At 72.4% G+C, this 18,128-nt stretch carries 15 protein-coding genes; 2 read left to right on the top strand and 13 right to left on the bottom strand.

Going from position 1 to position 18,128, the window contains the following annotated elements:
• The 11 genes from ACGFNF_RS12085 to ACGFNF_RS12035 all read right to left on the bottom strand — a co-directional run bounded on the left by ACGFNF_RS12085 (position 1) and on the right by ACGFNF_RS12035 (position 12,345).
• Complete coding sequence (locus ACGFNF_RS12085) at positions 1-987, bottom strand: cation diffusion facilitator family transporter (RefSeq protein ID WP_357576445.1); 987 nt, start codon at positions 985-987, stop codon at positions 1-3.
• Between the two features lie 76 nt (positions 988-1,063).
• Positions 1,064-2,260, bottom strand: a complete 1,197-nt coding sequence (locus tag ACGFNF_RS12080) for an SIS domain-containing protein (RefSeq protein WP_311414196.1) — start codon at positions 2,258-2,260, stop codon at positions 1,064-1,066.
• Positions 2,257-2,439 carry a Trm112 family protein gene (locus ACGFNF_RS12075; protein WP_089001904.1) on the bottom strand — a complete coding sequence of 61 codons (183 nt, stop codon included), beginning with the start codon at positions 2,437-2,439 and terminating at the stop codon, positions 2,257-2,259. The genes ACGFNF_RS12080 and ACGFNF_RS12075 overlap by 4 nt, the downstream gene beginning before the upstream one ends.
• A gap of 62 nt (positions 2,440-2,501) precedes the next feature.
• A complete protein-coding gene (locus ACGFNF_RS12070; RefSeq protein WP_393167526.1) occupies positions 2,502-3,884 on the bottom strand; it encodes a phosphomannomutase/phosphoglucomutase in 1,383 nt (460 codons plus the stop codon).
• Between the two features lie 69 nt (positions 3,885-3,953).
• On the bottom strand, positions 3,954-5,111 hold the full coding sequence (locus ACGFNF_RS12065; RefSeq protein WP_357576443.1) for a hypothetical protein: 1,158 nt from the start codon (positions 5,109-5,111) through the stop codon (positions 3,954-3,956).
• A gap of 289 nt (positions 5,112-5,400) precedes the next feature.
• Complete coding sequence (locus ACGFNF_RS12060) at positions 5,401-6,111, bottom strand: endonuclease V (RefSeq protein WP_393167524.1); 711 nt, start codon at positions 6,109-6,111, stop codon at positions 5,401-5,403.
• Positions 6,112-6,137: 26 nt separating this feature from the next.
• Complete coding sequence (locus ACGFNF_RS12055; protein WP_393167522.1) at positions 6,138-6,500, bottom strand: hypothetical protein; 363 nt, start codon at positions 6,498-6,500, stop codon at positions 6,138-6,140.
• Between the two features lie 224 nt (positions 6,501-6,724).
• Positions 6,725-7,174 carry a hypothetical protein gene (locus tag ACGFNF_RS12050; RefSeq protein WP_393167520.1) on the bottom strand — a complete coding sequence of 150 codons (450 nt, stop codon included), beginning with the start codon at positions 7,172-7,174 and terminating at the stop codon, positions 6,725-6,727.
• A 513-nt stretch (positions 7,175-7,687) separates the two neighbouring features.
• Positions 7,688-11,569 carry a toxin glutamine deamidase domain-containing protein gene (locus ACGFNF_RS12045; RefSeq protein WP_393167518.1) on the bottom strand — a complete coding sequence of 1,294 codons (3,882 nt, stop codon included), beginning with the start codon at positions 11,567-11,569 and terminating at the stop codon, positions 7,688-7,690.
• Positions 11,570-11,587: 18 nt separating this feature from the next.
• Positions 11,588-11,926 carry a hypothetical protein gene (locus tag ACGFNF_RS12040; RefSeq protein ID WP_357576438.1) on the bottom strand — a complete coding sequence of 113 codons (339 nt, stop codon included), beginning with the start codon at positions 11,924-11,926 and terminating at the stop codon, positions 11,588-11,590.
• Positions 11,926-12,345 carry a YbaB/EbfC family nucleoid-associated protein gene (locus tag ACGFNF_RS12035; RefSeq protein ID WP_357576437.1) on the bottom strand — a complete coding sequence of 140 codons (420 nt, stop codon included), beginning with the start codon at positions 12,343-12,345 and terminating at the stop codon, positions 11,926-11,928. Before ACGFNF_RS12035 ends, ACGFNF_RS12040 begins: the two co-directional genes overlap by 1 nt.
• A gap of 75 nt (positions 12,346-12,420) precedes the next feature.
• Between ACGFNF_RS12035 and ACGFNF_RS12030 the strand changes: the two genes are divergently transcribed.
• Positions 12,421-13,653 carry an SUKH-3 domain-containing protein gene (locus ACGFNF_RS12030; protein WP_393167515.1) on the top strand — a complete coding sequence of 411 codons (1,233 nt, stop codon included), beginning with the start codon at positions 12,421-12,423 and terminating at the stop codon, positions 13,651-13,653.
• A 10-nt stretch (positions 13,654-13,663) separates the two neighbouring features.
• Here ACGFNF_RS12030 and ACGFNF_RS12025 read toward each other — a convergent pair whose 3' ends face one another.
• Positions 13,664-15,103: an aldehyde dehydrogenase family protein gene (locus ACGFNF_RS12025; RefSeq protein ID WP_357576435.1), complete on the bottom strand. Its 1,440-nt coding sequence runs from the start codon at positions 15,101-15,103 to the stop codon at positions 13,664-13,666.
• A gap of 219 nt (positions 15,104-15,322) precedes the next feature.
• Here ACGFNF_RS12025 and ACGFNF_RS12020 point away from each other — a divergent pair, with 219 nt between their 5' ends.
• On the top strand, positions 15,323-17,266 hold the full coding sequence (locus ACGFNF_RS12020; RefSeq protein ID WP_357576434.1) for a proprotein convertase P-domain-containing protein: 1,944 nt from the start codon (positions 15,323-15,325) through the stop codon (positions 17,264-17,266).
• 49 nt (positions 17,267-17,315) lie between these two features.
• Here the strand turns inward: ACGFNF_RS12020 and ACGFNF_RS12015 are convergent, their stop codons facing one another.
• Positions 17,316-18,119, bottom strand: a complete 804-nt coding sequence (locus ACGFNF_RS12015; protein WP_357576433.1) for an ABC transporter permease — start codon at positions 18,117-18,119, stop codon at positions 17,316-17,318.
• Between the last annotated feature and the right edge of the window lie 9 nt (positions 18,120-18,128).

Raw genomic sequence — 18,128 nt, 5'->3', positions numbered from 1 at the left:
TCAGCTCCCGGGCCGCCCGGCGACCTCACCCGGCTCGGCGGGCGACGCGCTCCCGGCGACCGCCTGATCGGCGGTGGCGCGGTAGATGTCCGGCTCCAGGTAGATCACCCGGGCGGTCGGCACGGCGGCGCGGATCCGACCCTCGACGGTGTTGATGCTCCGCGCCAGCACCTCGGCGGTGACGCCGGCCGGCACGGCGACCTTGGCGGCCACCATCAACTCCTCGGGCCCGAGGTAGAGCGTCTTCATGTGGATGATCCGCTCGAACTCGGGGCCGTCGGTGACCGCCCTCTCCAGCGCGGCGACGTCGTGCGCCTCGGCACCCTCACCGAGCAGCAGGCTCTTGGTCTCGATGGCCAGGATGATCGCGATGACCACCAGCAGCACACCGATCATCGCGGTGCCCACCGCGTCCCACCGGCCGTTGCCGGTGATCAGCGTCATGCCCACGCCGAAGAGCGCGAAGACCAGGCCGACCAGCGCGCCCAGGTCCTCCAGCAGCACCACGGGCAGCTCGGGCGCCTTGGCGCGCCGGACGAACTTGACCCACGACTGGTTGCCCCGGACGAGGTTGGACTCGACGATCGCGGTACGGAAGGAGAACGTCTCCATGATGATCGCGGCCACCAGCACCACGACCGGCACCCAGTGCCACGAGGTGATGCCCTCCTCGTGCGACCACTTGTGGTACGCCTCGTAGAGGGCGAACAGACCACCGACGCTGAACAGCACGATGGAGACGATGAACGCGTAGATGTAGCGCTCCCGGCCGTAGCCGAACGGGTGCTGCGGGGTGGCCGCACGCTTGGCCCGCCGCCCGCCGAGCAGCAGCAGGGCCTGGTTGCCGGAGTCGGCGACCGAGTGGATCGACTCGGCCAGCATCGACGACGACCCGGTCAGCAGGAACGCGACGAACTTGGTGACGGCGATGCCGGCGTTGGCCAGCAGGGCGGCGACGATCGCCTTCGTACCACCGTTGGCGCTCACGCGGTCGCTCCGTCGTGTCGCGCGGCACCGCCGGGCATCGGCGCGACGCGCCGCTCGACCCGTTCCCTGCTATCGCTCACTGGTTTGCCAGCTCCTTCATTTCGGTGATGGCCGGCACGGCCATCGGGTCCAGTCCGTGTGCCAGGGCGAGGTAGATCGAGGCGAAGTCCGGCACGGCGACCAGCGAGGCGAGCCGCTCCAGCGCGGAGCCGCCCTCGGCGGTCACCACGTCGCAGCGCACGCCGCGCCGCTCGGCGAGGGTCTGCACGGCGTCCGCGCGGCGCTCCTCGACGTCGAGCGGCTCGTCGGCGTCGTCCTCCGGGTTCAGCCCGCCGTCGCGCAGCAGGACCAACCGCAGCCGGGTGCCCGACGGCGCCTCCGCGTCGGGATCGGCGAAGATGTCGCGCTCCCCCTCGGCCAGACCGCCGAACACGCCGTCGAGCAGGCCGACCCGACCGCGCCCCGCCTCGCCGAGCGCCCCGCTGACCACGGGGTAGCGGGCGTTGGCGGACAGGGTGTCGCCGAACCGACGGGCCGCGACCGTCGCCAGCGGCGACGAGCCCCAGACGATCGGCACCGAGCCGGCGAGGCCCAGGGCCAGCGACTTCGCGGGGTTGACGAAGGACTCGGCCGTCGGGCGGCAGCGGTCGGCGTCCGCGTCCAGCCGGGCCGCGGTCTCCGCCAGATCCGCCTCGTTGACCTTCACGAGCCCGAGCGTACGGGCGGCGAGCAGGACCGGCACGGTGAGCGCCCAGAGGCTGGCCCGGGCCGGGGCGCGCCGGGGCACCGGGATGAACGGCGCCCGGGCCCGCTCGGCCACGGACTGCAACTGCGAGTCGGGCGCGCCGACGGCGACCAGCCGGGCGCCCCGCCGGTGCGCGGCCTCGGCGGCGCCCAGCGCCTCGGGGCTGCGGCCGGACGCGCTGACGGCGATGACCACGTCGGCGGCGCCCACCCAGCCGGGCACGCCGGCGCTGCGGTGCGGGATGACCGGCACCGGACAGCGCGGCCCGGCGACGGTGGCCAGCACGTCACCGGTACGCCCGGCGGTGCCGATGCCGGCGATGACGACCGCCCGGGGGCGGCCCTCGTCGGCGAGCACCTGGAGGTTGGCCTCGGCGGCCAGCGCGGCCGTCTCGCGGACCTGCGCCCCGGCGGAGGCGGTGTGCCGCAGCATGCCGCCCGGGTCGTGCTCGGCCAGCGCGGCCGGGTCGTCGAGCAGTGCCTCGTCGGGCTCGCGCCGGCCGCTGACCCCGGCCGTGCCGTCGATCACGACTGCTCCGCGGGGCCGCGCGCCTCGTCCAGCAGCAGCACCGGCACGTCGTCGCGGACCTCGAAGATCCGGCCGCACTCGGTGCAGGTCAGCGTCTGCGCCTGCGCGTCGTAGTCGAGCGGGGCGTGATGCGTGTCCGGACAGGCGAGGATTTCCAGCAACTGCGGGTCCAGGGCCACGGCGCGGCTCCTTCCACGTATGCGGTCTCACCGATCGACGGTGCCGACCGGCGCAGGCGATCTTATCGGCGAACGCGGTCGAGCACCTCGTCACGGAGGGCGGTCATCCGCTCCCGCGTCGGGGCCTCGACGTTGAGCCGCAGCAGCGGCTCGGTGTTGGAGGCGCGCAGATTGAACCACGCGCCGTCCGGGAAGCGCAGGGTCAGCCCGTCCATCTCGTCGACGTCGGCCTGCGGGTACGCGGCCCGCACCTCGGCCACCTTGGCGGCCTGGTCGGCCACCGTCGAGTTGATCTCGCCGGAGGCCACGTACCGCTCGTACTCGCCGGCCAGCACGGACAGCGGCAGCGACTGCTCACCCAGGGCGGCCAGGGTGTGCAGCGCGGCGAGCATGCCGGTGTCGGCGAACCAGAAGTCGCGGAAGTAGTAGTGGGCGGAGTGCTCGCCGCCGAAGATCGCGTTCGTCCGGGCCATCTCCGCCTTGATGAAGGAGTGCCCGACCCGGGCGACGACCGGCTCGCCGCCGTGCTCGCGGATGATCTCCGGCACCGCCCGGGAGGTGATCAGACCGTGGATCACCGTCGAGCCGGGGTGCTTGGCCAGCTCGCGGGCCGCCACCAGGGCCGTGACCGCCGACGGCGAGACCGGCTCGCCGCGCTCGTCGACCACGAAGCAGCGGTCGGCGTCGCCGTCGAACGCCAGGCCGATCTCGGCGCCGTGCTCGATCACCGCGCGCTGGAGGTCGACCAGGTTGGCCGGGTCCAGCGGGTTGGCCTCGTGGTTGGGGAAGGTGCCGTCGAGTTCGAAGTAGAGCGGCACGATCTCCAGCGGCAGGGCCGGCAGGACGGCGTCGCCGAGCACGGCCGGGACGGTGTAGCCGGCCATGCCGTTGCCGGCGTCGACGACCACCTTCAGCGGACGGATGTCCGAGAGGTCGACCAGCTGCCGCAGGTACGCCGCGTAGTCGGCCAGCAGGTCGCGGCGCTCGGCCGGCGCGGCCGGCGTGGCGGTCGGGCGCTCGCCCTTGTCCAGCAGGGCCTGCGCCCGCTCGCGGATCTCGGCCAGCCCGCTGTCCTGCCCGATCGGGCGCGCCCCGGAGCGGCACATCTTGATGCCGTTGTACTGCGCCGGGTTGTGGCTGGCGGTGAACATCGCGCCGGGCAGCCCCAGCGCGCCGGAGGCGTAGTAGAGCATGTCGGTGGAGGCGAGGCCCAGCTCGATGACGGCGCGCCCCTCGGCGCGCACGCCAGCGGCGAAGGCGGCGGCCAGAGCAGGACCGGTGGCCCGCATGTCGTGCGCGACGAGCGCCGCCCCGTCCCGCTCGCCGAAGCCGTCCAGCACCTGCGCGAAGGCCGTGCCGAGGGCCTCGGCGGCCTGCTCGTCCCACTGGTCCGGCACCGTCCCACGGACGTCGTAGGCCTTCACGATCTGGGACAGATCAGACACCGGTCTCGCTCCTCGCGCCGCAGGTCCTCAACGGCCTGAGCGTATCGGAGCGGCGCGGCGCGGCCCGGCTCAGCCGGGGAGCCGGGGCATGAACACCGTGTGGTCGCCACCGCCGGTCTCCGGCGGCGGGTCACCGGGCTTGCCCTGGGCGGGCGGCACGGGCGGCGGCGCCCCGTACTGCCCCGGCACCGGGGGCGCCGGCGGGGCCGACACGGGCGGGGCGGCCGGCGCGCCGGGCACCACCTGCGTGGCCTCCGGGGCCGGCGCCGGACGGCTGCCGTACACGCCGCCGGCGGGACGTGGGGCGGGCGCGCCGCCAGCCGGGCGCGGGGCGGGCGCGCCACCGTACAGGCCGGGGGCGGGCGGCTGCTGCCCGTACACCTGGCCGGGTGGGCCGGGGGCGGCGGCCGGGCCCTGCCCGGAGCGGTAGGTGGTGCCGCCGGGGTTGCGGGGCAGCGGGACGTGGCCCGGGTCGGCCGGCTCCTTGTCCGCCCGCGAGCGGCGGAACAGCAGGACGATGAGCAGGATCCCGACGGCGACCATGGCGATCCCGAAGAACATGACCACCGAGCCGCCGGAGGATTCCTCCTCAGCCGCGTTGCTGACGGCGCCCGCGCCCTGGCCGGCGGCCAGGCTCGGATCCGCCGCGCCGGCCCGCACCTCCGTGGCGACCGCGCTCGGGGTGGGCGACGGCTTCTTCGACGGCTTCGGCGTCGGCGAGGGCGTGGCCCGGTCGCCGACCACCCGGGACGCCACCGCGCCCCGGCCCAGGGCCCGCCCGAGCGCGTCGCTGGCCGCGCCGCTGACGGTCAGCCGGCCGCCCGGCACCTCCGCGTCGAACGCCACCCGGTAGCGCACCGTGATGGTCTTGCCCTTGCAGAGCCTCGGCTTCAGGGGCGAGGTGGCCGACGTGGCCGCGCTGCCACCGTTTCCGGAGAGCGGCACCGGGAACCAGCGTCCGCCCACGTTGACCTGCGCGCTGACCTGGTCGGCGCGCAGGCCGGCCAGGCGCAACCCCAGTGCGGTACGCAGCAGCACGCAGCCATCGCTGCGCTTGCGCACCTCGATCGAGACGCCCCCGGCGGAACCGCCGGCGGTGAAGCTGCCGGCCGAACGCACCCGGACCGAGTCGCCTGCGGCGAGCGCCGGCGTCGCGCCGAGCGCCACCAGGCCGCCCAGCAACGCGCAGACCGTCGCGAGCCGCGCCGCGTGCCGACGTACCGCCATGATCACCTCGCCGTTCCTCCCCCGACGGGGGTCCGCCGGTCAGGCTACTACCGGGCCCCGTCGGGGCCCGGTCATTGAGCGCTCCGGATGTGCGCCGTATTACCCCGCGACCGGGTCCACGCACCCTGGCCGGCGGCGGGACGCTCGCGCGTCCGTCGGTCCGGGCCTGCCGAAACCGGCGGCGGCCCCAGATCGCGCGGGCCGTCGCCTCGGCGGCGGCGTCAGGTGGCGCGGGCCCTCGCCTCGGCGGCGGCCTCAGGTGGCGCGGGCCCTCGCCTCGGCGGCGGCCTCAGGTGGCGCGGGCGGTCGCCTCGGCAGCGGCCAGGGCGTCGCGGCAGAGCCGGTCGGCGGTACGGGTGGTCTCCGGCAGCCGGTAGCGCGGCGTCAACGCCAGCACCCGCGCGGTCGCGTCGTCGAGGCTCATCCGGTGGCCGACGCTGACGAAGACCGGCTTCACGCCGTCCCGGGTACGCAGCACCCGACCCACGGTCTCGCCCCCGTCGCGCAACGGCGTCCACGCGCCCCGACGCTGGGCCGGCGGCGTCCACTCCCCCAGCAGGGGCGTCTTGCCCACCCCGATGGCGGGCAGGCCGGTCACCACGCCCAGGTGGCAGGCGAGCCCGAACCGGCGCGGGTGGGCCAGCCCGTGCCCGTCACAGACCAGCAGCTCGGGAAGCACGGTCAGCCGGTCGAGCGCGTCGAGCAGCGCGGGCAGCTCGCGGAAGGCGAAGAGCCCCGGGACGTACCTGAACGCGGGCCGGCCCACGCTCACCGCCGAGTCGACCACCGCGAGGGTCCGGGCGTCCAGCACGGTCACGGCCGCCGCCAGCCGGTCACCGCTCTCGGCGTACGCCACGTCCAGCCCGGCCACCGTCGCGGGCTCGGCCGGACCGGGCCCGACCAGGTCCACCAGCGGCCGCAACCGCTCCTGTACGGCCAGCGCCTCCGCCACGCTGCCCGGCCTGTCGATCCGGGGGTCCGACGTCCCGGTCGTCTCCACCCGCGCGGCTCCGGGTTTGCCCGGCGTCATGACGGCCCGTCGGTGCGCGGCCTGTCGACGCCCTGTCCGTCGGCACCCGGCGTCCCGGCGCCCTCCGGGCCGACCGTCTGCCGCTCGGCGCCCTGCTCGTGAGCGTCCCACCCGTCGTCGCCCTTCATGTCGTCGCCCTTGCCGTCGGTGTCCTCGCCGTCGGTGTCCCGGGTACTGCCGGCTCCGAGGGCGACGGCGAAGGCCACCCCCATACCGATGCCGACGCCCACACCGGCGGCTCCGTCCAGTGCGGCCAGGCCGATGACCAGACCGAGCATGAGGCCGACCGGCCACGCCCAGGCGTTGGACTGCCACCCACCAGGGCCGGGCGACTTCTGCCCATTGTCTGATTCAGCCATTTCGTCATGGTATTCCGGCACGACAACCCGCCCCCGAACCCGCGACCTCCAGGCGGCGGACGCCTACTGGCCGGACTCCGAGCGGTAGCGCCTCGGCACGTCCCGGCCGGTGACCGTCCGCCGGAAACAGGCGTCCCACCTGGGTGGACTACCGACCAGCCAGAGCCACAACGGCGTCGGGGTTCTGGCGAACACTCTGGTGCGACTGCCCTTCAGAAGTTGCCCTACGCCTGCTCTTCCGAACCCAGGCTTGGGTCTGCGGCCGGATCGCCCGACTGCTGGAGTTGTTCCTCGAACATGACGAAAGTCCTGCGTTGAATTCCGGCGATCAGGGCGAGTTCGGTGGGATTCGGGTACCGCCTCTCGCAAGCCACCCCGTCCTGGATCGCCCGAACCGTCTCGTAGAGGGCATAGACGGGGCCCTCACCGCGAAGATAGTAGCCGCGGTCGTGCTCAGCGAGACAGATGAATCTTTCGCGAGTAAGTTCCTCGATTTCATCATCATCGGCAGCGAGCAGCTTGCCAATGAGATGATTCGCCGAATCCCAACCACCCGTGTCCTTGGACAATCGCCAGACGGCGACGCTACCGTCGCCCGCCGAAACGATCTTTACCGGGGATTCGTAGTAGCTGTAGAAAGCGGGAAGGACGTTGCCTGAAGGAATCTCCACCACAGTCAATTCACCCTCCGGTCATCGCTCACAGCCTGCCAGTAGGCCTCTTGCCCCTCACGGCTCAGCCCGTTCCGTACGGCCTGCTTCGTTGAGTTCAGTGGCCGGCCCTGCACTTCGGCGATCACGTTGCGTCAAGACCCTTTGCACACAAGCCAATAGCCTGCTGCCACACAGCACTCGCGAGCGGCGAAGCAGGCTGGCGCTCATGGACGCTTCATGATCGAAGATGGCGTCAGCCCTGTCGAGCGCAGTGCCGCCTGAACTCGCGCCAACACGCTCACCCTCTCGGCCTCCGGCAGTGGGGCCATACCTTCCACGTCAAGGCGCCACTCCAACGAGTCGACATCGCGCCATAATTCGACCCGGACCATCTGCCCCTGAACTTCCCACGCCGCTTCCCCGAAGAGCTCATCCCAATCGTCCGCCAGCCGACCGAGTCGACTGAGGCCAAGCTCCGCCCGCAACCGTTCAAGAGCGTGGGCGTCAACCGCCCCGGCCAATCTCAACACCCAGCTATCGGTCACGATTGTCCTCAATCATCCAGTCCTCCGGCTTGAAGTGGGACGATACACCGTCTGAAGATCGATCTGGCGGGCCCACCTTCGGAAATATCGCCGGGACCACGTCGCGCCCCAGAACTCCGCTACATCTATCCGCCCAGTCAAAGATGGCAGGAAAACACAGCCTCGCGACCTTCCTGGTTACGAATCCGAATTTCTTGTTCACCACGCGGAGGTCCGGAAACTCGCGCGCGCCGACCGCCACAGCTCTTTCAACCATCACGTCCGACGATATCTGCAAGTCTAAATCACTCGGCTCCTCCAATCCCAACTTGTGCATTGAGTCGAAGGGTCGACGCACTGGCAGCGCACCACCCTCTCGCCACGCCCTCATCCGCTCGACCGATTCTGGATACTCAGAAATCTGATCCTCTGCGGGAAGAGTCTTGTGTGCCCCGGAGAAGAAGTTCGATGAGGAACCTTGAAGTCTGACATCGACCTGATCGCTGCTGACGCCATCTGCCTCGAGCGCGTCAAACAATGCTGCCGTCATCTGCTCGAAAGTCTCAGGTGTCAGGCCGAGTGGAGCACGTCGTTCCGCCCACGCAACTACCGCATCAGGCGTTATCCCCAGGAACTCACAGTCTCGACGTTGAATCCTGTAACCGGAGTCATCGGATGGCAGCAAAGCCTCAGCCCGTTTCCAGTCCGGCTCGGGCCCGTCCACCTCATGAGTCGCCGGGCCCTCAGACAAGCCCGCCTGTTCCGCTCCCTGAGGAGCCGAGCCCGGTCCGTCCAGGAGATACATGCGGTTGAGGTGCAGTTCGCCGTATCCCTGGTCGGTGTCGGCGGGTGGGTACTGCGGTAGGTCTGGTCGTTGGCTGAATCGTCCTCGTCGTAGTCCGCCCAGTGGCATGGGTCTGCCGTCGGAGCCGAGTATCAGGACTTCGGTGTCGACGGCGTTGTGGGGGTGCGCGACGCCGTGGTGCCGGTAGAGGGGTGTGGTCGACACGGCGCCGGTCTGTGGGTCGAGGTAGAGGATGGTGCCGTTCTGGTTGAGGGCGACCCAGATGTGGGCGCCGCCCTGTTCCCAGTTGTTGATGACGAAGGCGAAGCTGCCGGGGCCGCCGAGGCGTAGTTGGGCGTGGAGGTTGCGGTATCCGGTGTCGATGGCGTGCTGTCGCTGGGTGCCCTGGATGTCCTGGGTGGGCTGGCAGAGGCGTTGGAAGCGGCCTCCGGTGATGTCCTCCACCCGTCCGATGCCGTCTCGTTCGCCGTTGATGGGGCGTGTGACGTCGCCTGCCACGTAGGCGTCGAAGGTGCGGGGGGCGGCGACCCGGGGGCGGCCGTGCATCCAGGTGTCGAACATCGACAGGGTGCAGTCGATGCAGTTGATGCCGCGGGTCGGGTCGGCCTGCGGTCCGCCGTCGTTGACCAGCCCGAACCAGCCGCCCTGCCGGGGGTCGGCATTGCGGCGGACGCTTCCGTCGGGTTCTCGGGGCACCTGCCGCTCGATGTCGGTCTGGTGCAGGGCCAGCGGCGGACGCAGACCGCCGGGCCGGCCGTAGTCGCGTGACCGGTCGATCGGCGGCGGGTAGTCGTCGCCCGTCAACGCCGAACGGTCGACGGTCTCCACGGCGCCGTACGCCAGGTCCCCGACGTCGTCGTTGACCCGACGGAAGTCCGCGGGATCGACGACGCCCACGACGGACGGCACGACGCCGCCGGCCAGTACGGCCTCCGCGTGGTCCAGGTACTGCCCGTACGTCCGCATCTCGTCGTTCGCCGCCCACTGCCATGCGTCAGCCTGGCGGGCCTGGCCCGTGCGGTGCAGGTGGAAGGCGTGGGCGGCAAAGTCCCGCGCCCGCTGGTGGTGCTCGTCGGCGCGGGTCCGCAGGCGCGCGGCTTCATCAGAACGGCGCTTGTCCTCGAACCACGCCCGCTGCGACTCGTAGTAGCCGCGGTAGCGACGCCTCTCGAACGCGTCCCGGTCGAGGGCCCACTTGGCCGCGTACCACTCGGGGCTCCTGACCCGGGGACCCGCCGCATCCTCCCGGCCGGCCGCTGTCGATGTGTCGCTGCTGACGGGCCGGCTCTGCTCGGCTGCCGGCGCACCGGGCGAAGGCAGCATCGTCGGTGGTGCCGGCTGCGGCGGTGCCGGCGCCGTCCCGGTAGTTCCTCGTGCGACTGCGGGCTCGGCACTGGCGACCGGCGGGACGTGGGCCGCGCCTGGGACGGACGCAACCGCTCTCGGCTCGGGAAGTGAGGCAGAGGCCGGCCCGATGGTCGCGGTGCCCAGGCCTGCGCCGGGCCCGTTCACCGGGGCCGCTGTCGGCGCGACCGACGGGTTGGCAGCGCTCGCGGCGTTGACGGAAGCGGCGCCGCTCGCGGCGTGCCCGGAAATGGTCGCCTGGCTCTCCACGCCGGTCGAGATGCCCCCGGCGCCGAGGACGGGCGCTGCCGTCGTGGCGGAGGAGAGCGTCGGGCTGAGTGCGGACTCCGGCAACGCGGACAACGTGGCCTCGACGGTCGCGCCGGTCCGTTCGACTCCGGCAGCAGCCACGGGCGCGGGGGTCGTCGTGTCATCCGCTCGGGCGGCGGTGTTCGCCGTGGGGCCGGCCGGTTCCGGCCGGGCCTCCGGCGATGGCCGGGCCGACGGTGCCGGCTCAGCACCGGTCACACCTCGTTGGCCCTCCCCCGGCCCGCTGACCGCTGCCGCTGATCCGTGGGCCGGCGGCTCCGCTCCCGCGCCAGGCACGGCACCGGGCTGCCCAACCCCCGCGCTGGGCGTGGCCACGGATGGCCCGTCCGCTGCCGGCGCTGCGGGAGGCGTCGGGAGCCCGCCGGCTCCCGTCGACGTCAGCGGCATCCCGGCCAGGGCGCTCAGCTGGCCGTTGAGCCGTGCCTGCAAGGCCGCGTCGGCCTGCGCGGTGGCGGAACCACGGGCACCGGACGCCGCCGCGCGGGCCGCGTCCTCCACCGAGGTCAACCCCTGGCCGGTGGCCAGGCGCGCGGCCTGGTCGGCCATCACCTCGCCGGCCATCTCGCGGCCGAAGTGCTCCCCGACTCGGGCACCCCGGCCGGTGGCGTGTCGCCCCAGACCCGCCAGCGGCGCCACCGCCCCGCCGGCCATACCGCCGAGCGCCGTGGTCCCCAACTCCGTCACGTCCAGCCCGTGCCGGCGGCCCGTCGAGTTCTGGTACGCCTGCGTGGCGAGGTTGATGCCGCCCTCCTCGGCCGCCTCCGACACACCACTCAGCGCCGCCCGACGGCTGAACCCCCGCATGCCGCCCTTGGTGACCTCCTTCGCCGCCCGCTCACCGGCCTCCTTGAGCCCCTGCTTGATCGACTTGCGGGCGAGCTGCGCCATCAGCCGCTTGAAGATCTGCTGCACGACCATCCTGGTGGCCGCGATCGCTGCCCCGGCGGCGGGCGAGGCCGCACCGGCGGTGAGCACCGTCGCCACCGCCAGCGACAGCAACTCGACCACCAGGATGCCCAGCTCGATCCACACCTCGAGCTTCGCGCCCTCGATGTCGCAGCCGCACTCCTCCACCAACCGACCCAGCTCCGTGCTGACAGCCAGCAGCACCGGCAGCGGCGCCTCGTCGCCCTCCGCCACCCGACGCCAGGCGGCGTCGAAGGCCGCCGCGACCGCCCCGACGCCGCCGTACCCGCCTCGCACCTCACCAGCGGCGGCAACGGCGCCGGCACGCGGCCCCGCCAACGCGGCGGCCACCGCATACCACTGATCCGCCAGCTCCCAGACCGCCCGCTCGTTGCCCTCCGGCCACTCGACACCGATCACCCAGTCGAGGGCCTCGTAGACCCAGCCAGGCAACTGCCAGGGCGAGTAGTCCAGCGGGTGCGGGATGGGGCTCGGCAACACGCTCATCCGGGTCTCCTCAGCGGATCAGCGCTGCTGGTGCCGGTCGCCGACGCGGCCGAGCCGCCCCGCACTCGCCGCATCCGTCCGCAGGTTGGCGTCCACCGACCGGACCACATCGGCGCCGAGGCCCTCCAGGTGCCGACCCACGCCCTCCCACGCGCGCAGGACCAGCTCCTCGAAGCTGCGGTACTTCTGCTCGAACGCGGCCCCGATGTCGTCCTTGCCCCACGGCGAGCGGTCGCTCGCCGCCGCGATGGCGCCGCCCAGCTGGCGACGGCGTGCCGTGACGGCCTCGCCGGACAGCGCGAGGTCGACGCCCCCGCGTCGGGCGCGCTGCGGGTCGAGCCAGAGCTGACCGTCCATCACTCGCCCCGGCGCAGTACGGCGTCGGCCCGGCCCAGTAAGGAACCGAAGTCACCCGTACGCAGGAAGTCCGTCGCCCCGGAGCCGGCGGGCAGGTAGCCGGCCACGAGTTCCTGGGTGGCGGCGACCGCCGCAGCGCCGGCCTGGTGGACGGTGGCCGTGATCTTCCGGCTCAACGCCTTCGCGTCCCGGTCCTGAAAGACGGCGGGGTGCAGCTCGACCGAGATCAGCTCGCCACGGGCACCGGCGGTGGCGGTCACCTGACCGTCCTCGGAGCGCTCGGTCACCCGCAGCTCGGCGAGCCGGCCCTGCAGCTCGTCCAGACCGGACCTCAGTCGCTGGTAGTCCCCGTACACCTCGTCGAACCGCGCCCGCAGCGCGCGATTGGCGTCCCGGTCCACACTCTCGGCCAACGCCACCCTCCCCCCGGTTACCGTCGGTAGGGCGAACCATACCGGGCGCCACGAATCCGTGGGGTCCGGTACTTTCAAGCCGTGATCGATCGCCAGCAGGCCGAGCAACTCGCCGCCGTGTGGGCCCGCCGCGAGTCACAACGACTGGGACACGACTGCCACCCCCATGTCGACGAGTTCGAACTCGGCTACGTCATCACGTCCACCGTGCCCATCGAGGCGAGCACGATGCCCGGCGACCTGCCCACCACCGTCATCGACAAGGTCACCGGCGAGACGACCACCTGGCCGCGCGTGCCGACCGACGCGGTCGCGCAGATGTACCGCCGCAGCCGCCCGCAGGGCCCCGGCGTGCCCCGCACCGTCGATCCCGCCAGCCAACTGCTCCGCGAGATCCGCCGCCTACCGACCCCCAACACGGCGGCCCACCTCACGGTCGGGGGACGACTCTTCCGCGCCCAGGGCGCCAAGGGCGACCTCACCCTCAACCACCACCCACTCGTGCGCTCCTACCTGGACGAGCAACCCGCCGGCCACCTCGTACGCGGCGGCGACCGGCACGCCGAGCTGATCGTCGTCTCCGACGTCCTGCACCACTACGACCACCACCGCGCCGCCGAGGGCATCGCGCCACTCGGCATGGCCGACGCGCAGGACATCCTGGAGACCGCCCGGTTCGAGGTCCACCGGGTGCGCGAGCCGGGCGATCCGAACGGCGGCCTCGCCGACCGCCCGTGCGACTCCTGTGTGGACACGCTTGTGGACTTCCACGTCCTGCCCTGGTCCGACCGGGCCTTCACGATGCCGTGGCAGCCGGACCCGCAGCCCGACCCGGTCCCGGGCCGGTTCCACCCGGACGTCGCGCAGGCACTCGTCGCGGCTGGCTGGCGGCCGCACTTCGGGGACGAGATCGTCGCCCTGTCCGCCATCAGGGACGTCGGTGCCGTCCGGGGTGAGACGTCCGCACATCCCGACTTCCCCGCGGTCCTGTCGACGCTCACCGCCTTCCCGAGCCTGGTGGGCGCGCGGCGCGGTCCCGGCAAACAGGTGTGGATCTCCCGCTTCGACATCCGTCCACGACAGGTCGCGCACACCGCCGACACGCTGGCCGACTTCGCGGCCGTGCTCGGCGTACGGCTCTTCCCCATCGGCACCGAGCGGCAGGAGAGCATCCTCGCCGTCGACGAGCGGGGGCGGGTCTTCGCGCTGGACCAGGCCGGCGAGTGGTTCCTCGGCGAGGACATCGACGCCGCGCTGACCACCCTGCTGCTCGGCCGGGCGCCGGCCCGCGTACGCGACGACGGCACCTGGTGAGCGGGCGGCGCTACAGCGACAGGCCGGTCAGCACCATGACCCGGGGCTCCGTGTAGTCCTCCATGGCGCTGCGCACACCCTCCCGCCCGACGCCGCTGCCCTTCACCCCGCCGTACGGCATCTGGTCGGCCCGGTACGACGGCACGTCGCCGACGATCACCCCGCCCACCTCCAAGGCGCGGTGCGCCGCGAAGGCCGTGTCGAGGCGGTGGGTGAAGACCCCCGCCTGCAACCCGTACGCCGAGTCGTTGACGGCGGCGAACGCGGCCTGGTCGTGCGCGACGCGGGCGACCACCAGCACGGGCCCGAAGACCTCCTCGGCGCAGACCCTGGCGTCCGCCGGCACGCCGGAGAGCACGGTCGGCGGGTACGTCGCGCCGTCGCGCCGGCCGCCCAGCTCGATGGTGGCGCCGGCGGTGACGGCCTCGTCCACCCACGCCTCGACCCGGCGGGCGGCGTCGGCGGAGATCAGCGGCCCGACGTCGGTGAGGGGGTCGGACGGGTCGCCGACCCGCAGTTCCTGCACCGCCGCGACGAGGCGGGGCAGGAACGCGTCGTAGAGCCATTCGTGCGCGTAGACCCGCTGCACGGCGATGCACGACTGGCCGGCCTGGTAGTTGGAGAACGTCGCGATGCGGTGCGCGGCGAAGGTCAGGTCCTCGGCGGTGTTCCAGTCCTCGCAGATCACGGCGGCGGCGTTGCCGCCCAGCTCCAGGGTGACGTGCTTCTCGGGCACCGAGCGGCGGATCGCCGCGCCTACCGGCCCGGAGCCGGTGAACGAGACCACCGGCAGCCGGGGGTCGGCGACCAGCTCGGCGGCGCGCTCGTTCGGTAGTGGCAGGACCGAGAACGCCCCCTCCGGCAGGTCGGTCTCGGCGAGCAGCTCGCCCAGCAGCAGCGCCGACAGCGGGGTTGCGGGGGCGGGCTTGACGATGATCGGGGCGCCGACCGCGATGGCCGGGGCGACCTTGTGCGCGACGAGGTTCAGCGGGAAGTTGAACGGCGCGATGCCGAGCACCGGCCCCTTCGGCGCCCGCCGGACCAGGGCGATCCGCCCGGTGGCGGCGGGGTCGGTGTCGAGGCGTTGCAGCTCGCCCGAGAAGCGCCGGGCCTCCTCGGCGGCCCAGCGGAAGGTCGAGACGGCCCGCCCGACCTCGGCGCGGGCCCACTTCAGCGGCTTGCCGTTCTCGGCGGTGATGAGCCGCGCGAACTCCTCGGCCCGCTCGGCGAGCCGCCGGGACACGTGGTCCAGGGCCGCCGCGCGGGCGTGCGCGGGCAGTGCCGCGACCTCCGCGGCCACCCCGGCGGCTGCCGCGACGGCCGCTTCGACCTGGCCGGCGGTGGCGAGGGTGGTACGACCGACGGCGCGCCCGTCGTACGGGTGGTGGACAGTCAGCTCGCCCTCGCCGTGGGCGGGGCGGGAGGCGACATGAAAGGCGACCGGGTCCACACGCAGCAACGTAGCCCCTCCACCGGGAGCTGATCCGCACGAGCGGGCGACGGCCGGAACTTCGCGACGCGTCGATGCATTACCGCAGTTCGACCTCTAAACACAAGGTGCTCTCACGTCTCCACTTTTCGCCGTGGAGGCCCTACGCTCTTGCTCACTTTGATCAATTGCGATCGATGGCGGGACCCGCCGTCGTGTAACGAGAGGAACACCCGAGGGATGACACTCCCCTACCCCGCCGCGCGCCGCTGGCGCGTCGGCGTGTTGACCGCCGCCGTCGCCACCGCCGTGGCGTTCGGCGCCCCCGCGACGGCTGCCCCCGCCGAGGGACAGATCCTCATGGCGGGCGGCGCCACCGCCGTCGACGACTCGTACATCGTGGTCTTCAAGGACACCTCGGTGGGCCGGACCGACGTCACCAAGAAGGCGCGTGACCTCGCCGGCCGGCACCGGGGCGCGGTCAACCGGACGTACCAGAACGCGCTGCGCGGGTTCGAGGCCCGGATGTCCGAGGCGGAGGCCAAGCGGCTCGCCGCCGACCCCTCGGTGCGCTACGTCCAGCAGAACCACACCATGCGGATCAGCGGTACGCAGAGCCCCACCCCGTCCTGGGGCCTGGACCGGCTCGACCAGCGCGCACTGCCGCTGAACAACTCGTACACCTACCCGAACACCGGCTCGGGCGTGAAGGCGTACATCATCGACACCGGCATCCGGTTCGGCCACAGCGACTTCGGCGGTCGTGCCGTCACCGGCTTCGACTCCATCGATGGCGGCAGCGCGGACGACTGCAACGGGCACGGCACGCACGTGGCCGGCACGGTCGGCGGCACCGCCTACGGGGTGGCCAAGGGCGTCACGCTGGTCGGTGTCCGGGTGCTCGACTGCGAGGGCAGCGGCACCGACGCCGGCGTCATCCAGGGCGTCGACTGGGTGACCGGCGACCACGCCGCCGGCCAGCTCGCGGTGGCGAACATGAGCCTCGGCGGCGGCTTCAGCCAGGCCCTCAACGACGCGGTGGCCCGCTCCATCGCCGACGGCGTCACCTACGGCCTGGCGGCCGGCAACGACTACGGCGCGAACGCCTGCAACAGCTCGCCGGCCAGCCTCCTCGCCGGCATCACCGTCGGCTCGACCACCAACACCGACGCCCGCTCGTCGTTCTCCAACATCGGCACCTGCCTGGACATCTTCGCGCCCGGCAGCTCGATCACCTCGGCCTGGCACACCAGCAACACGGCCACGAACAGCATCAGCGGCACCTCGATGGCGACCCCGCACGTGGTCGGCGCCGCCGCGCTCGTGCTCGCCGCCAACCCGACGTTCACCCCGCAGCAGGTACGCGACAAGCTCGTCGCCGACGCCACCAGCAACGCGGTGACCAGCCCCGGCACCGGCTCGCCCAACAAGCTGCTGTACGTCGGCGACGGCGGCACCACGCCCCCGCCGCCCCCGCCGCCCACCGGCTGCACCCAGACCAACGGCACCGACGTGACGATCAGCGACAACGCCACGGTGGAGAGCACCATCACCATCGCGGGCTGCACCGGCACCGCAGGCTCCGCCAGCACCGTCGCCGTGCAGATCGTGCACACCTACATCGGTGACCTCGCCGTCAGCCTCGTCGCCCCCGACGGCAGCGCCTACACCCTGCACAACCGCACCGGCGGATCCGCCGACAACATCAACCAGACCTACACGGTCAACCTCTCCTCCGAGGTCGCCAACGGCACCTGGAAGCTGCGGGTCCAGGACGCCGCCAGCGGCGACACCGGCTACGTGAACAGCTGGACGCTCAACCTGGGCGGCTCCGGCACGACGAACTGCACCGGCACCAACGCCAACAACGTCACCGTCAACGACAACGCGACGGTCACCAGCAGCATCGCGATCGCCGGCTGCACCGGTACCGCCTCGTCGACCAGCAAGGTCGCCGTGCAGATCGTGCACACCTACGTCGGTGACCTCGTCGTCAGCCTGGTCGCCCCCGACGGCAGCGCCTACACCCTGCACAACCGCACCGGCGGCTCCGCCGACAACATCAACCAGACCTACACGGTCAACCTCTCCACGGAGACCCGTAACGGCACCTGGAACCTGCGCGTCCAGGACGCCGCCTCCGGCGACACCGGCTACATCGACGGCTGGACCCTGACCCTCTAGGGACCGTCAGCTCCAGGCACGGCCGCACCGAAGGGCCCCTCGCCACCGTTCACGGGCGGCGAGGGGCTCTCCGCGTTCGTAGGGTGCCGGGGAGCACCAGGAGCAGCGCGAGCAGGAACATGGCGGTGCCGATGACGTTGACCTGCGGCGGGATGCCCCGCTGGGCGGCGCCCCAGACGTACATGGGGAACGTGACGGTGGTGCCGGCGTTGAAGTTCGTGACGATGAAGTCGTCGAAGGAGAGCGAGAACGCGAGCAGCGCGGCGGCCACGATGCCGGGCAGCGCCAGCGGCAGGGTGACCCGCCGGAAGGTCTGCCACTCGCTCGCGTAGAGGTCCATCGCGGCCTCCTCCAGCCGGGGGTCCATTCCGGCCAGCCGCGCCCTGACGGTGACCACCACGAACGACAGGCAGAACATGACGTGCGCGACGACGACGGTCCAGAAGCCCTGCGGCACCCCGGCGGAGACGAAGAGGGCCAGCAGCGAGGTGCCCATCACCAGTTCGGGGGTGGCCATCGGCAGGAAGATCAGCACGTCGATCGCGGAACGGCCACGGAAGCGGTGCCGCGCCAGCGCGAACGCCATCAGGGTGCCGAGCACCGTGGCGACCACGGTCGCGATGAAGCCGATCTGGACGCTGCGCACCACCGCGTCGCACATGTCGGAGGTGGCGCACGGGTTGCGCCAGTTGTCGAGGGTGAACTCGTCGAAGTCGTACGACAGGCGGCTGGAGGGGCGGTTGAAGGAGAGCGCGGCGACCACGGCGATCGGCAGGAGCAGGTAGCCGAGCACCAGCAGCGCCACGCCCGCCACCCAACGATCGGCCAGCCAGCGGGAGATCCGCGCACTCACAGTGCCAAC

The sequence above is a fragment of the Micromonospora sp. NPDC048868 genome (genome assembly GCF_043198195.1).
Classification (GTDB): Bacteria; Actinomycetota; Actinomycetes; order Mycobacteriales; family Micromonosporaceae; genus Micromonospora; species Micromonospora reichwaldensis.
This window is presented reverse-complemented; position numbering and strand designations above follow the sequence as displayed.

Bases quoted from the DNA above. Each gene is read 5' to 3' on its own strand.
- ACGFNF_RS12065 (WP_357576443.1), bottom strand. From the start codon at position 5,111: ATGGCGGTACGTCGGCACGCGGCGCGGCTCGCGACGGTCTGCGCGTTG.
- ACGFNF_RS12055 (WP_393167522.1), bottom strand. From the start codon at position 6,500: ATGGCTGAATCAGACAATGGGCAGAAGTCGCCCGGCCCTGGTGGGTGG.
- ACGFNF_RS12045 (WP_393167518.1), bottom strand. From the start codon at position 11,569: ATGAGCGTGTTGCCGAGCCCCATCCCGCACCCGCTGGACTACTCGCCC.
- ACGFNF_RS12040 (WP_357576438.1), bottom strand. From the start codon at position 11,926: ATGGACGGTCAGCTCTGGCTCGACCCGCAGCGCGCCCGACGCGGGGGC.
- ACGFNF_RS12020 (WP_357576434.1), top strand. From the start codon at position 15,323: ATGACACTCCCCTACCCCGCCGCGCGCCGCTGGCGCGTCGGCGTGTTG.